The following is a 15,560-nucleotide window of genomic DNA, read 5'->3' as shown; positions in this document are numbered from 1 at the left end:
AATTTTGTTGTATTTTTTTTCATTTCCTGATAATATAGAATATGTAAAATATTTTATGTTAATTTTGGGAGTGAATATTTTGGATATTGATATTGGAAAAAAAATAAAAAAACTAAGAAAAGAACAGAATATGAGTATTGCCGACCTGTCAGAAAAATCAGGAATAAGTTGCGGGCTTATAAGTCAGATCGAAAGAAATATGGGTAATCCTTCTATCTCATCTCTTTGGAGTATTGCCCAAAGTTTAGGTGTTCCCATAAGCTATTTCTTTCAAGAAAATAACGCAGTGCAGGCAAATCCAGTAGTTAAAAAGTCCAACAGAAAAAAAATTCTCATATCAAATTCCAATGCTATATATGAACTATTATCTTCTGATTTAAATCGAAAAATAGAATTTCTGTATATTACTATAAAGCCAGAGGACTGTTCAACCGAAAATTTAACTGCCCACGAGGGAGAAGAATGTGGAATAGTAATAGAAGGAAAACTGATGGTAGAAACGGCCGAAGGAAATCATATATTAGAAGAAGGGGACAGTATTTATTTTGAAAGCACTATTCCCCATAGATACGTTAATATCGGTGATAACGTATGCATATCTATATGGGCAATAACGCCAGCAAGTTTCTGATATCACTTAAATAAATATTCAGGTGGAAAACAACATCCACCTGAATTATTATATCTTTCCATCACCTATTAAGGAAATCAGCCTTGACGTTAATTCTGCTACTTTGTTTTCATCAATCAAATTAGCCGTATCATTTACCGTCACTGAAACAGAATATACGTCCTTATCCTTTTCTTTTTGCAAAACGTGGGTATAATTAATAACTCCCGGTTCCGAACCTCCTTTAAAGCCTACTATATTCCAATCTTGTTTTGTCGATACAAGACCCGGATTTATTTTAATTTCATCTGCATCCTTTAAATCATATATTACTCTGCACAATTCCTTGGTACTGAAAAACCACTCTATTTTATCGATATCAACTGGTTTGGCAGGTATACTAACTGCATTTATGTCAATTTTTTCTACATCTTTAAGGAGCTCTCTTCTTTTATTGGTATCTGCCTTTATATAGCTTTCCATTATCTCAGGATTATTTGCAGACTTTAATTTGAATACTTCACTTGTCTTTAAAAAAGGCTTATTCCTTTCTGAAAGAAACAAATTTTCTATTTTGTCCTTTCCAATATAATCTATTATATGATCTGTGGCAGTATTATCGCTGATAGAAATCATAAGGTTGGTTAAAGTTTTCAAGGTAACAGGGGTCCCTTCATTCCAGTCCTGAAGTATTCCGCTTGGAACAGATTTATTTTTATTATTGAGCAATACTATGTCCTTCCAGGAAATTTTCCCTGAACCAACTAAATCATAAACTGATTCCAAAACATAAAGCTTAAAGGCAGAACCCACCGCCATAGGTTTGTCACCATTATAGTCCAGCATAACATCTTTTCCGTTTTTAATAATCGAAACAGATACAGAGCCAGGAATTTTCTTAAATTCCGATAAAATCTTCTCCAATGTATCTTCATTTAAAGTGACATTTCCAAACCATAAGCCCACAATCTTCTTATTTGAGTCAAGAGATATCTGAGCAGGTGCGCTTCCTTTTTCAAACTGGAGAATATAGCCTCCGTCTGTCTTGGTTACCTGATTTAATTTTCCCAACTTATCTTTATATGATTTAATTACTTCAACAAGGGATTTTTCGGAAACCTGTTGAAGGAAAAGATCGCTGAACAAGTCCTTTGCATTACTATAGTCCCACGTAAAAACATTAAATAGCGTCTGAATATTTTCATCCGTTTCGGCGGCAAAGATAGCAGACGGCAGAAACAATGATATAATAATCATCATACATAAAATAGACTTTATTTTCATACATGATCACTCCCTTTATTTTATATCCTGTCCATTATGCAAATATTCTTTAGGCCCTATTTCATACAAGTTATTTCCTTCAGAATCTATAGCTACAATAACGGGCAAATCCTCAACTTCAAGCTTTCTTATTGCTTCCGAGTCCAGATCTTCATAGGCAACTATTCCCGATTTTTTTACACATTTTCCTAACAGCGCCCCTGCTCCTCCTATCGCGGCAAAGTATACCGCCGTATTCTTTTTCATGAACTCGATTACTTCATAAGATCTCGTCCCCTTCCCTATCATTCCCCTTAATCCTTTATCCAACAAAATCGGAGTATATTTATCCATCCTGCCGCTTGTAGTAGGCCCTGCAGAGCCTATAATCTGATTAGGTTTTGCGGGAGTGGGCCCTACATAATATATAATTTGATTTTCGATATCTATCGGAAGCTTTTCACCTTTTTTAAGCAAATCTACGAGCCTTTTATGGGCAGCATCTCTCCCGGTATAAACAATGCCTGAAATCAATACAATATCCCCTGCCTTCAACTCTCTGACTTTATCTTTCGTAAGGGGAGTTGTTATTGTCTTCTTCATATATTATCTCTCCTTTATATCTCCACTTCCACATGTCTTGTAACATGACAACTGATATTTACTGCTACGGGAAGTCCCGCTATATGAGTAGGATAAGTTTCGATATTCACTCCGAGAGCAGTAGTTTTTCCTCCAAATCCCTGAGGTCCTATACCCGTATCGTTAATCTTTTTCAATAACTCCGACTCCAAATCCGCATAATACCTATCCTTATTTCTTTGAGACAAAGGCCTTAAAAGTGCTTTTTTTGCCAGATAAGCCACTCTGTCAAAGGTTCCTCCGATCCCTACCCCTACTACTATAGGTGGGCACGGATTTCCTCCTCCTTCTCTTACCGTCTTAAGCACAAATTCTTTAACTCCCTCTACTCCATCGGCAGGCTTTAACATTTTGATCCGGCTCATATTTTCAGAGCCAAATCCCTTTGGAGATACAATTATTTTCAATTTATCTCCCGAAATTATATTATAGTTTATAACAGCAGGGGTATTATCTCCGGTATTTATTCTGTTCAAAGGATCTCTTACAACTGATTTTCTCAAATATCCTTCCTTATACCCCTGTCTTACTCCTTCATTAATGGCATCCTCAATACTTCCGTTTACAATATGGACTTCCTGGCCTATTTCAACAAATACACAAGCCATTCCCGTATCTTGACACAGAGGCACCTTTTCCCTTTCGGATATGTCTATATTTTTTATTATCTTATTCAATGAATCTCTTGCTATTTCCCAAGTTTCCTCTTCATAACTTCTTATAATTTCACCTTTCACATCATTTCCAAGGTAATAATTAGAATCCATACAAGCATTTTTTACAGCATTTACGATTAATTTTATATCTATATCTCTCATATCTCTCATCCTCTTGAAACAATTATTTAAGCAGATCTTTCGTGTGTTCTTCCACCATTTCGGGAGTAACATCTCTTTTACGTGCCACTCCTGTTTCAATAGCCGAACGGGCTACAGCAGATGCAACTTTTGGGGCTATTTTTAAATCAAAAGCCTGAGGTATAACAAATTCCGGCCTTAATTCATTCTCATCTACGATATCTGCTATCGCATAAGCAGCAGCTATCTTCATTTCATCATTTATCTCCGAAGCACGAATATCTAAAGCACCCCTAAATATTCCCGGAAAGGCCAATACATTGTTAACTTGATTCGGATAATCCGAACGGCCTGTACAAACAATCTTTGCTCCTCCTTCCATTGCTTCTTTTGGAAGTATTTCCGGATTGGGGTTCGCCATAGCCATAACAATAGGATCTCTGTTCATTGATTTGATCATATCCCTTGTAACACAATTTGCAGTAGATACTCCTATAAAAACATCGGCCCCCTTTAATGCATCTTTTAAATTTCCTTTAACTAAATTCTTATTACTTATTTCTGCCATTTCATCCTTATATTTATTCATGCCTATATTTCTTCCTTTAAATATTGCCCCTTTGCTGTCGCATAATATAAGGTCCTCAACCCCCATTTTCAAAAGCAATTTAGATATGGCAGTTCCAGCTGCTCCCGCTCCGTTTATTACTACCTTTATTCCCTTAAATGTTTTGCTAACAATTTTCAATCCGTTTATTAAGCAAGAAGTTGAAACAACTGCCGTACCATGTTGATCGTCATGAAAAACGGGAATATTGCAAACTTTTTTAAGACCTTCCTCTATTTCAAAACATTGGGGAGCCTTTATATCTTCTAAGTTGATTCCTCCAAAGGTAGGTTCCATAGTCTTTACTATTTCTATAATCTTCTTCGGATCATCAGTGTCTAAGCATATAGGAAAGGCATCTACTCCTGCAAAGGATTTAAACAATACGGATTTCCCCTCCATAACAGGAAGTCCCGCTCCGGCGCCTATATTTCCCAAACCTAATACGGCTGTTCCGTTAGTTACAACTGCAACCCAGTTTCCCTTTGAAGTATAATCGTATATACAATCATAATCCTTATATATTTCCATGCAAGGTTCTGCAACCCCCGGAGTATATGCAAGAGTTAAATCCTCTTTATTTCTTACAGGTACTTTACATTTCAAAGCTATCTTCCCATGATTATCTTTGTGAAACTTCAACGATCTTTCTCTTAAGTCCAAATCCATTTTACTCCTCCCAACCATTATCCTATAGAATTAATTTTTGTAACTTTTACATTTATTATATCATTAAATTCTGCTTTTCTATAGTTCTATTCGATGCTAAGCCCATGAATTATTACTTTCAAAATATTTAAATCATCGTTGAATATAATCAAATCAGCATCTTTACCTATTTCTATACTTCCCTTTCTATCCCCTACACCTATTGACTTGGCAGGATTTAAGCTTGCCATTCTTACCGCATCTTCAAGAGGAACCCCCACCATGTGAACCATATTCCAAACAGCCCTATTCAAAGTAAGAGTAGATCCTGCCAAGGTTCCGTCAGCTAACCGAGCAGCACCCTTCTTTACAAAAACATTCTGGCTTCCCAGCTTATATTCTCCGTCCTTAAGCCCTGTCGCCATCATTGCATCCGATACTAAAATAATTCCATCCTTCCCTTTTGCTTTTACTGCCAGCTTCATAGCTGCAGGATGAAGGTGAATACCATCACATATGATCTCACATGATACCCTTTCATCTGTTAATACAGCCCCTATAACTCCCGGTTCTCTGTGAGAAAAAGGCCTCATTCCGTTGTAAAGGTGAGTTGCCTGACTTATTCCCAGTTCAATGCCATATTTTACTTCATCGTATTTTCCGTCGGTATGACCTGCTGAAACAGTTATCCCTTTGTTTTTTAAGTATTTTATGGTTTCCTTTGCCCCCTTTAGTTCAGGCGCTAAAGCTACTACTTTGATATTGTCATTTGAAAGTTCTATAAGATTTTTGATTTCTTCCACATTAGGGTTCTTTATATACTGAGGAGGTTGAGCTCCCTTTCTTTCCATAGAAAAATAGGGACCTTCCAAATATATGCCTAAAACTTGGGATCTTACCTTAGGAGCCTTCTTTTCCTTTTCAATATATTTTCTTACGTTTTTTATTGCGCTCTCAATTTTATCCAAGGATTCAGTCATAGGAGTTGCCAAAAAAGACGTAACTCCATTTTTCATATGAAAATCGGCCATGCTTATAAGGGACTCAAAAGTTGCCTCCATGACATCATGTCCAAAATTTCCATGATTATGAATATCAATAAGTCCCGGAGCCAGATATTCATTTTCTCCGTCAATTATCTTATCATAATATTCCTCCGATGCATCTCCATCCAATATGTTAGATATAATTCCATCCTCTATTGATAAACTGCCATTCCTCTTTATTTCGTAAGGAGTAATTATATTAACATTTTTTATTAACATCTTCATTTATATAACACCTCCAATATTTTTTTGCTTTCCTACCTTCTATATTTACTCATATAAAAAGAACTTCATTACATAACAGATTTCATTGTCCGATATTTCCACGGAATATTTGTTGCATAGAAATATAAAACATTCTTTAATAATATTATAATAGTATATGTTTTCAGTTATAAACTCCTCTTTATCAGGATATTCAACAGGAATTTCTCCGCTTTTTAGCTTGCTTATCATAAAGGCAATATGCAGAATTACTCCGATAGTCTTTTCACTTTTTAGTTTAATCGACAGTTCATCTTCCACTCTGCTTAAAAAATAAACTATATCATTATAAAGTTCCTCCCCCTCAAGGTTTACTATATTTTCTTTCAGAATTACCGGCATCTTTATTAATGTAGTTTTTATATTTATACTTTCCTGTAACTCATCCATCACTCTCATATTTATCACATCATACATATTATACTGTTTAATATCCACGTCAACAGGAAATGAGGAAACAATAAATAAAATTTCTTTGTCTTTGCGTATTTCATTAATTTTCTGTTTAAAATAATTTTTATCCAAACAGTTAAGAACAATTATCTCAAATATATCCTTGTCATATTTAAGGTTGTTATTGAGAAAGCTCTTAATTGCTACGGCTCCTCCTTCTCCGCTTAAGCATGACGTAATCATTACCGCCCTTGGTTTATTATTTTGAGGTTCTTTTAATGGCCTATTCATTTCAAAATACGAATTTACCGCTAATACCCCTTTATAAATTTCATTTAAGGAAAGACCGAGTAGTGCCTTTCTGGCCGCCTCCAATGCATGTAAAGTCGAAACAAGGGGTACGACTTTCATGGAAACATCAAATTCTTTTTCTATAATATCTGCAAAAGTAGTAAGGGAACCCATGTCCACAAGTAAAATATAATCTTTTGTATTCTTGTTTTCCGACACGAATTTTCTGCATTCATCCAAAACCTTTAAAGGACTTAAATCAAGAGGTGCGTTTATGGCATGAATGCAGGGCTCTTCTAAAAGTTTATTTACAACATCAGCCATTGATGTAGCAGTAGAATCACCATGAGCAATAAGTATAACCTTAACTTTATTATTTCCGTTGTTAATTCGATCTTCGGGAAGAAGAAAAACAGTTAAATATGCCGCTTCATCCTCGACTATTTTATGATGTACGTAATTTTCTATAATATTTTTGGCTTTCAAGGCTATTTCAAATTCTTTGGGATACAATTCTTTTATTTTATTTAGCTGGGGATTGGTAATGGATTTATTACTATAAACCCTGTTAATTAAAGTATTTATATGTAAAGCCAAACATGTATACATATTGCTGCTGAAATTTCTTCCCAGCTCTGTAGCCATATAATAAATAACCTTGTCAATGCAGTTTAAATCATCTTCTCCTATGACACTCAACAAATTTTTTCTGTTTATTTCTTCAGAAACTCCGTTGATGTTCTTTTGAAAATATGATGAAATATCCTTACCTAAAATGTTTTCTATAGCTATATCCGATATCCCTTGAGATTTTAATCTCTCCAATTTTTGCTCAACAATCTCATATACTCCGTTATCCTCATTCCCGAATTGTTCCCGATTATGATCTGTAGAGCCTGAGAACCTAAAAAACTCTATTTCTTCGCCCACCAGCTTATTCCAAAGTGCTCTGTGCTCTTTCTCTTTATAAAGTCCTTCTTTGATATATAGAGGTAAATTGCTGCTTCTTATTCTCACGTCAGGCTTTATATTTGTAAGAAATTCCGAATATGCTTTGGCACATACAAGCTGAACGTCACTTTTCAACTGTCCCACATTATTGGGGCAATCATATGATAAAAACGCTCTCATCGTATTCAACGATACATATATCTCTCTGTTCAATCTTATGCTCTCCTGTTTAAAAAAGCTCTTAATCAAATAAAGTCTTTCTTCCAAAGATCTCTCTTTTAAAGAAGGAATTTTTATTATTATGGGAATTCTCCTTATAAAAGTTCTTAACAATGTGGAATTAGGATTTTCCGTAGTAGCCGAGATTATAAGTACATCGGACTTTCTCGTCTCCGAATCTCCGATTCGCCTAAAATATCCCGTGTCCAAAAATGTAAAAAGTATTTCCTGTCCCTCAGGAGGAAGCCTGTGAAGTTCATCTAAGAAAAGAACCCCTCCGTCGGCTTTTTCTATCAACCCGATCCTATCGGTTTCAGCGCCGGTAAAAGCTCCTTTTTTTACACCAAAAAGTTGAGAAGTAAGTAAATTAGGATTATTACTGTAATCGGCGCAGTTAAAAACTACAAATGGTGAATTTTCAGCCCTTATACCCATTTCTTTGGAATATTCGTACATCAACGAAGCAAACATTGATTTTCCCGTTCCCGTATCCCCCAAAAGAAGCGAAGGCAATCCTTTAGGCGGATATAATACTGCAGCCTTCATCTGTTCTACAACTTTTTTTAAACTTTTATTGTTCTTAGCTAATTGATCAAGTTTGCTTTCCTTTTTAGTTATGTCTTTGCTGTTAGAAGCAAAAAACAAAACAGGCCGTCCTGAAGATTTATATAATTTCCCTTCTCTTACCAAGTTGTTTAACTCATGGCTGACATTGGCCCTGCTCATATTAACAAGAGATGATAGTGTTTTAGCATCAATGCCTCTTTCAGCCCCAACTTCTAAAATTTTGTTATATATCATCTCCTTCTTATTCACGGCGGTTCCTCCTTTTTCTTTAAAATTGCCGGATAATTAGCCACTATCATATCACAAGATTTTATTATAAATATTTAAGAACATTATATCATAGTTTTTATTATTTCATAAAGTGTTTAAATTGTTTAAACACTAATTTATTTATATATTAAAATATCAAACACTAATGAGTTTTATCAAACATTATTTTTTAATATATACTTTATTACCGCCATTAGTGTTTTGGCATAACAAATGCATCTAATATATTTATAGATATTAATAAGTATATTAGAATATTTGTATATTTAATTAGTTGATATTAAATTTCATATAATGGAGGAGTTATTTATGGAGGAAAACGCTAATACTGTTGAAACTGGGTTTAATGAACAATATATATTCAAGTTAATAAGTCTCTCCGGTGATGCAAGAAGTGATATATATAAAGCATTTGAATTAGTTAGAAACAAAGAGTATGAAGAGGCAGAAAAATATTTAAAAAAAGCTGATGAATATATAATTAAAGCCCATAATTTACAAACTAATTTTATTCAAAAAGAAGCTCAGGGAATTCATATGGAGATAAATCTTTTAACTATTCATGCTCAGGATCATTTAATGACTACCCTTTTATCCAAGGACATGATTAAATACATGATAGATATGCAAAAAGAAATAAACGAACTAAAGGATAAATCAAATAATTGTAAAGGAGCTGAGTTCTAATGATAAAGGCCATACAATTTTTAAATCAAGTACAAGCGGGTTTTGGCGGAGATGAAAGAATGGATATAAAACCTCAGTTTCAAAATGGAGCTATAGGGACCGGTATGATTTTAAAATCCATGCTTCAAAGAGAAGGAGCTGATATAGTAGCTACGATAATATGCGGAGATAACTATTTTCTGCAAAATAAAGATCTTGCCATAGAAGAAATTCTAAATATTATTAAAAATTTCAAACCGGACGTAGTTATATGCGGACCTGCATTAAATTATAAAAGATATGGGGAATGCTGCGGATATCTTACTATAGCTATAGAAGAAAAACTTAATATATCTGCCTTTGCTGCAATGTCTGAGGATAGTACCGGCACCGAATTGTTCAGAAATAAAATTTATATTATAGAAACTCCAAACAGAGGAGGAACTGGACTAAATAATTCTCTAAGAAAAATTTCAAAATTTGCCATCAAGTTGGCAAATCATGAAACAATAGGTACTTCTCAGGAAGATGGGTATTTCCCTAAAGATTAATAAGCATATAACGTTGGTTTAATATGTTCAAACCAATGTCATATAAATTTAAAAAAGGGGGTGAGTCCAATGAAAAAAATTGTCTTGTTTTGTTCTGCCGGAATGTCAACAAGTCTGTTAGCAACAAAAATGCAAAAATCAGCAAAGGATAAGGGAATCGAAGTATCAATCGAAACTCTTCCTGAAGCCCAAATGGAAAAACGTATCGATGACGACGTGGATGTGGTACTATTGGGTCCGCAAATAAGATACGCCCTTAGAAGAGCCAAAAAATTATGTGACGAAAAGAAAATTCCCGTGGATGTAATAAACTCCGTAGACTATGGAATGGTAGACGGAGAAAAAGTACTGGAAAAGGCTATAAAAATGATGAAAAAATAAATATAAGGAGGATTTCATATGAGTAAAAGAATGGATTCATTGGAAAACAAGTTAATGCCGGTAGCGGACAAATTTGCCAACAACAGGTATTTACTTGCCATACGTGACGGATTCATGTTAACTATGCCTTTGCTTATAATCGGTTCCATATTCATGTTGCTTGCCTATTTGCCTATTACGGGATATGATGCATTTATGGCAAGAGTATTCGGAGAAAATTGGATGGATTTCTTTTCAGTAGCCTATAATACAACCATGTCCATAATGACCATATTTGTAATAATAGGTATCTCCGGAAGTCTGTCGGATTATTACAAGTTAGAAAGGTTAAACACTGCAGTCATATCTCTTGTAGCATTTTTTATATTGACACCTTTTGTTACAAGTTTTACACCCGAAGGAATGGATCAAACATTTAAAGTTACAGGCATCATTCCCACCGAATGGATAGGCGCAAAGGGATTATTTGCAGGAATGCTTACAGCTATACTCTCTACGGAAATAGTAAGGTGGGTAACTAAAAAAGGATGGGTAATTAAAATGCCGGCAGGAGTTCCCCCTACAGTGGGAAAAGCTTTTTCATCCTTAATTCCGGCTGCAATTACTATAATTATTTTTGATATAATAAGATTAATTTTTGCATTTACTCCTTTTGAAACTATACACAATTTTATATATTCCATTTTACAGGTACCTCTTACATCCTTGGGGGACACCTTAGGAGCTGCTTTGATTGCAAATTTCTTTGTGGGACTATTTTGGATATTCGGAATACATGGTGCGGATATTGTACAATCAGTAATGAATCCCATCTGGATAGCTCTGGCGACAGAAAATCTTGCTGCATATCAAGCTGGAAGCGAACTGCCCCATATTATAACTCAACAATTTAATCAGATATACTTATGGATGGGAGGAGGAGGCGCCACACTGGGATTATGCCTTGCAATGCTTTTTGTATGCAAATCACAGCAATGTAAAAAACTCGGCAAACTTTCAATTTTTCCGGGGATATTTAATATAAACGAACCTATAATATTCGGATTACCTGTAGTTTTAAATCCTATGATGATAATCCCATTTATAATAACTCCTTTAGTTCTATGTTTAGTATGCTACGGATCAATGGCTATAGGCCTCGTACCAAAACCAAACGGCGTACTGGTTCCATGGACTACTCCTCCGATAATAGGCGGTTTCCTTTGCGGAGGTATAAGAGGAGCCTTACTGCAAATTGTAGGACTGATTATATCATTTTTCATTTATCTTCCATTTATAAAAACTGTTGATAAGCAATATCTTGAACAAGAAAAATCCTATAATGCAACTCCGGAAGATAATATAAATTAGGAGAAACCAGTATTCAGGTGACTCCGCGAAAGTCGCCTGAATACCTTTAAAAGATTAACAAAATTAATCTCACATTTTATTATAATCAAAATTTAATTTTTTGTCGAATAAAATGGAACAAAAATGGAGGAATCATTATGAAAAAAATCGGATTTTCTGTATACCCGGCTCATGTAAAATTAGATGAAAATTTAGGATATATCGGCAAAGCGGCAAAATACGGTTTTAAAAGAGTATTCACATGCCTTCTTTCCGTCAAGGGAGATAAGGAAAAAATCCTTGATGAATTTAAAAAAACAATAGCTCACGCCAACAAATACGGAATTGAAGTCATTGCGGATATAAATCCGGAAGTGTTTAAGTATCTTGAAATAAGTTATGATGATTTAGGTATTTTTAAGGATATGGGCCTTTACGGCATAAGGTTGGACAACGGATTTTCAGGAATGGAAGAATCCGTAATGACCTTTAACAAATACGGACTAAAAATAGAATTAAATATGAGCGCGGGAACAAAATATGTGGACAACATATTCAGTTTCCAACCTAATTTGGAAAATATCTTAGGATGCCACAATTTCTATCCCCACAGATATTCGGGAATAGGATACAATCACTTTATGAAATGCAATGAACAATTTAAAAAATACAATATAAGAACGGCGGCTTTTGTCTCTTCAAAGAATGCCAAATATGGACCATGGCCTGTAAGTGAAGGATTATGCACATTGGAAGAACACAGAAACCTTCCTATAGATGTTCAGGCAAAACATCTGTTTTCTACAAATTTAATTGATGATGTGATAATTGCAAATGAATTTGCATCGGAAGAAGAACTGAAAGCTTTAAGTAATGTTAACCCCTATATGCTCAGTCTCAAAATTGAATTAAAAGACGGCATCCCTGATGCTCAAAAAGATATAGTCTTCAAAAATATTCATTTTAACAGAGGCGATATATCCGAATATATGATAAGATCAAGTAAATACAGAGTGTCTCCCGGTATTCCCGGCTTTGAACCCTTTAATACAACAGATGTCAAAAGAGGAGATATAACAATAGATAATTCTCTGTATCAAAATTATACGGGAGAACTTCACATTGCATTAAAGGATATGGATAATGACGGGAAAACAAATGTAGTAGGAAAAATAGCAGAAGATGAAGTATTTCTAATCGATTATATAAAACCATGGCAAAAATTTAGGTTCAATTTATAATTTTTATTTAAATGAATATGTTGTAGGAGGCAGTAATATGGAACATGAAAAGTTAAAAGACTTCAGTGAAGATTTTCTGTGGGGAGCATCCACTTCTGCTTATCAAGTGGAAGGAGGCTGGGATGAAGACGGAAAAAGTCCTTCGGTTCAAGATATGGCCGAGCATCCTGAAAATACCTCGGATTTTAAAATATCAATCGATCATTATCATCGTTACAAAGAAGATATAAAGCTGTTTGCGGAAATGGGGCTAAAAGCCTACCGTTTTTCTATAGCTTGGAGCAGAATTCTTCCAAAAGGGTTTGGGGAAATTAATCATAAAGGAATAGAATTCTACAATAATCTAATTAACGAATTATTGTCCTATAACATTGAACCCATCGTCACCATGTATCATTTTGATCTGCCCTATTCATTGGAGAAAAAAGGCGGCTGGTCTAATTATGATATAGTAGACTTATTTGAAAACTATGGAAAAATTCTTTTTTCCAATTTTGGAGATAGAGTAAAGTATTGGCTTACAATCAATGAACAAAACATTATGATATTAAATAATAAAGCTGTCGGAATCCCCAATTTAGGTACAGAAAATCCCCAAAAAGAACTATATCAACAAAATCATCATATGCTGTTGGCTCAGGCTAAAGTCATGAAATTATGCCACATTATGTGTCCTGATGCAAAGATTGGTCCCGCACCAAATATCGCCTATATCTACCCTGCAAGCTCAGATCCTGAAGACGTATTGGCAGCTCAAAATTTCTCATCAATAAGAAATTGGCTGTATTTAGATGCAGCCGTATTTGGAAGGTACAATAATACAGCTTGGAGTTATATGAAAGAAAAAAATATTACTCCAAATATCAAAAAAGGTGATGAAGAAATACTGTCCGAAGCTAAGCCGGATTTTATTGCGTTCAATTATTACTCAACAATAACGGCATCTAAAAAACCAAGCCTCGATTTCAATACAGATCAACAAGGAGCAACAGGGGAACAGGGAGTATACTATATAACTTCAAATCCAAATTTAGAAAAAACTGAATTCAATTGGGAAATAGATCCTATAGGATTCCGTATTACTTTACGGGAAATCAGCGACAGATATAATTTGCCTTTATTGGTTTCCGAAAACGGTCTGGGTGCTTTTGATAAATTAGAAAAAGGTGATGTCGTAAATGATGATTATCGTATCGATTATCTACGTAAACATATTGAACAGGCGAAACTTGCGGTTACCGACGGAGTTCAATTAATAGGATATTGTCCCTGGTCGGCCATTGATCTCGTAAGTACTCATCAGGGATTTAAAAAACGATATGGCTTTATTTATGTAAACAGAGATGAATTTGATTTAAAAGACTTAAGAAGAATCAGAAAAAAAAGTTTTTATTGGTATAAAAATGTTATTAAATCAAACGGAAAAATTTTATAATAAATTATTAAACCGCCCGACCGGCTACAGGTTAGGCGGTTTAATTAAGAAATCTTTTTATCCGATACTTTCTCTTCCATATATCTTTTATCTTTGTTTATCCTTCTTATGGATATCTCTACAATATTAAATATCAGTTCATCATAGGATAGCCCCGCTTTTAATGCCATCTTGGGCAGGTCACTGTATTGAGATTTCAATCCGGGCAAACTGTTTATTTCAAGTACATAAGGCTGATCTTCTTTCAATCTTACATCTACTCTTGCAAAATCTTTGCAGCCGAGAGCATCAAAGGCTCTTCCGGCACTATTTTTTATCTTTAGCTCTATATCTTTATTTATTGAAGCCGGACATATATATTTGGTTTTTTCACTAAGCTGAGATTTCACTTCAAATGTATAAAATTTACCGAATTTTTCGGGAACATCGTCAAAATTTATCTCCATTATCGGTAAAAAACGTTTTTCACTTCCATTGCCGATTATTCCTATTGTAAATTCCCTTCCCTTAATAAACTCCTCTGCCAAAACAGGAGGGCAATAACTTTTAAGTAGGCTCTTTATTTTTCCCATAAGATCTTGTTTATTGTAAACAACACTATCTTTGTGGATTCCAAAGCCAGATCCCTCACAGGAAGGCTTCACTATTAGCGGAAATTTTAAATTCATATTGAAATTTTCACCTGCAGTATTAAATATTTGAAATGAAGGCGTTAAAATATTATTATAAGCGAATATCTGTTTCGCTACAGCTTTATTTAAGGATAGAGAATGAGCCAAAATCCCTGAGCCAATGTAGGGTATTCTAAGCATCTCTAAAATCGCCGGAACCTGAGACTGCCTACTTTCACCGGAGATTCCGGTACATAGAGGGAATGCCAAATCGATTTTACTTTCGATTAAGTTTTTAATAATCCTATTATCAGCTATGATTTCTACTACATCATATTTCTTTTTTAAGACCTTATATATTTCTTTATTAGTTGACTTTTTCTGAATATCCGTATGTTTAGTTTCTGCAGTACAATTAGTTTCTCCTTGTGGTCTATCGGAAATCAGCCCAATTTTTAATCTCATATAAATTCCCCCTTATTGTTTTCCTTAGTTTTTAGTCAATAAAAATAAACGGCTAAGATCCTAATGAGTATTTAGCAAAAAATAACTAAAAGATTTTAATTATTCTGAATAACACCGGTATATAGAATTTTAACAGATATTATATATTACTAAGTGAACGATCTACAGAATTCTATAGGACTTAAAGAAATATATACGGTATGATAAACTAATAAAAACTGAATTTGTTAACTTTATAATATTATTATAGCATATAAACCATCGGATTGTAAAATTTTTATAATTTTCCCTGTTGATATGAAATTTGTAGACT

General features: G+C 34.3%; 14 protein-coding genes. 7 read left to right on the top strand and 7 right to left on the bottom strand.

Features of this window, described 5'->3' with window-relative positions:
* Positions 1 to 79 precede the first annotated feature (79 nt).
* Positions 80 to 631, top strand: coding sequence for a helix-turn-helix domain-containing protein (locus tag PP176A_RS06355; RefSeq protein WP_200796061.1), 552 nt, complete (start codon positions 80 to 82; stop codon positions 629 to 631).
* 48 nt (positions 632 to 679) lie between these two features.
* On the opposite strand, the gene PP176A_RS06350 is transcribed toward PP176A_RS06355, so the two are convergent.
* From PP176A_RS06350 to PP176A_RS06325, 6 genes are all read right to left on the bottom strand, one after another.
* Positions 680 to 1,894, bottom strand: coding sequence for a serine hydrolase (locus PP176A_RS06350; RefSeq protein ID WP_071139628.1), 1,215 nt, complete (start codon positions 1,892 to 1,894; stop codon positions 680 to 682).
* 15 nt (positions 1,895 to 1,909) lie between these two features.
* Positions 1,910 to 2,476 (bottom strand): Fe-S-containing hydro-lyase, encoded by a 567-nt coding sequence (locus PP176A_RS06345; RefSeq protein ID WP_071139627.1) that lies wholly within the window; start codon positions 2,474 to 2,476, stop codon positions 1,910 to 1,912.
* Between the two features lie 14 nt (positions 2,477 to 2,490).
* The gene (locus tag PP176A_RS06340) at positions 2,491 to 3,333 is read right to left on the bottom strand and encodes a fumarate hydratase (protein WP_071139626.1); all 843 of its coding nucleotides are present in this window, start codon (positions 3,331 to 3,333) and stop codon (positions 2,491 to 2,493) included.
* 22 nt (positions 3,334 to 3,355) lie between these two features.
* Positions 3,356 to 4,582 (bottom strand): NAD(P)-dependent malic enzyme, encoded by a 1,227-nt coding sequence (locus tag PP176A_RS06335; protein ID WP_200796088.1) that lies wholly within the window; start codon positions 4,580 to 4,582, stop codon positions 3,356 to 3,358.
* Positions 4,583 to 4,674: 92 nt separating this feature from the next.
* Entirely contained in the window at positions 4,675 to 5,838 is a 1,164-nt protein-coding gene (gene nagA, locus PP176A_RS06330; RefSeq protein ID WP_071139624.1) for an N-acetylglucosamine-6-phosphate deacetylase, read from the bottom strand.
* 45 nt (positions 5,839 to 5,883) lie between these two features.
* Positions 5,884 to 8,547 carry a sigma 54-interacting transcriptional regulator gene (locus PP176A_RS06325; protein WP_071139623.1) on the bottom strand — a complete coding sequence of 888 codons (2,664 nt, stop codon included), beginning with the start codon at positions 8,545 to 8,547 and terminating at the stop codon, positions 5,884 to 5,886.
* Positions 8,548 to 8,877: 330 nt separating this feature from the next.
* Between PP176A_RS06325 and PP176A_RS06320 the strand changes: the two genes are divergently transcribed.
* The 6 genes from PP176A_RS06320 to PP176A_RS06295 all read left to right on the top strand — a co-directional run bounded on the left by PP176A_RS06320 (position 8,878) and on the right by PP176A_RS06295 (position 14,171).
* The gene (locus PP176A_RS06320) at positions 8,878 to 9,255 is read left to right on the top strand and encodes a PTS lactose/cellobiose transporter subunit IIA (RefSeq protein ID WP_071139622.1); all 378 of its coding nucleotides are present in this window, start codon (positions 8,878 to 8,880) and stop codon (positions 9,253 to 9,255) included.
* The gene (locus PP176A_RS06315) at positions 9,255 to 9,785 is read left to right on the top strand and encodes a glycine/betaine/sarcosine/D-proline family reductase selenoprotein B (protein ID WP_071139621.1); all 531 of its coding nucleotides are present in this window, start codon (positions 9,255 to 9,257) and stop codon (positions 9,783 to 9,785) included. Before PP176A_RS06320 ends, PP176A_RS06315 begins: the two co-directional genes overlap by 1 nt.
* Before the next feature lie 69 nt (positions 9,786 to 9,854).
* Complete coding sequence (locus PP176A_RS06310) at positions 9,855 to 10,166, top strand: PTS sugar transporter subunit IIB (RefSeq protein WP_071139620.1); 312 nt, start codon at positions 9,855 to 9,857, stop codon at positions 10,164 to 10,166.
* 18 nt (positions 10,167 to 10,184) lie between these two features.
* A complete protein-coding gene (celB, locus tag PP176A_RS06305; protein WP_071139619.1) occupies positions 10,185 to 11,516 on the top strand; it encodes a PTS cellobiose transporter subunit IIC in 1,332 nt (443 codons plus the stop codon).
* 137 nt (positions 11,517 to 11,653) lie between these two features.
* Entirely contained in the window at positions 11,654 to 12,736 is a 1,083-nt protein-coding gene (locus PP176A_RS06300) for a DUF871 domain-containing protein (protein ID WP_071139618.1), read from the top strand.
* A 37-nt stretch (positions 12,737 to 12,773) separates the two neighbouring features.
* Entirely contained in the window at positions 12,774 to 14,171 is a 1,398-nt protein-coding gene (locus PP176A_RS06295; protein ID WP_071139617.1) for a glycoside hydrolase family 1 protein, read from the top strand.
* A 44-nt stretch (positions 14,172 to 14,215) separates the two neighbouring features.
* Here the strand turns inward: PP176A_RS06295 and PP176A_RS06290 are convergent, their stop codons facing one another.
* On the bottom strand, positions 14,216 to 15,247 hold the full coding sequence (locus PP176A_RS06290) for a D-alanine--D-alanine ligase family protein (RefSeq protein ID WP_071139616.1): 1,032 nt from the start codon (positions 15,245 to 15,247) through the stop codon (positions 14,216 to 14,218).
* Positions 15,248 to 15,560 lie beyond the last annotated feature (313 nt).

It is taken from the genome of Sporanaerobacter sp. PP17-6a (assembly GCF_900095615.1).
GTDB lineage: Bacteria > Bacillota > Clostridia > Tissierellales > Acidilutibacteraceae > Acidilutibacter > Acidilutibacter cellobiosedens.
Note: the sequence above shows the minus strand (reverse complement) of the source record. Positions and strands in the feature narration are given on the sequence as shown.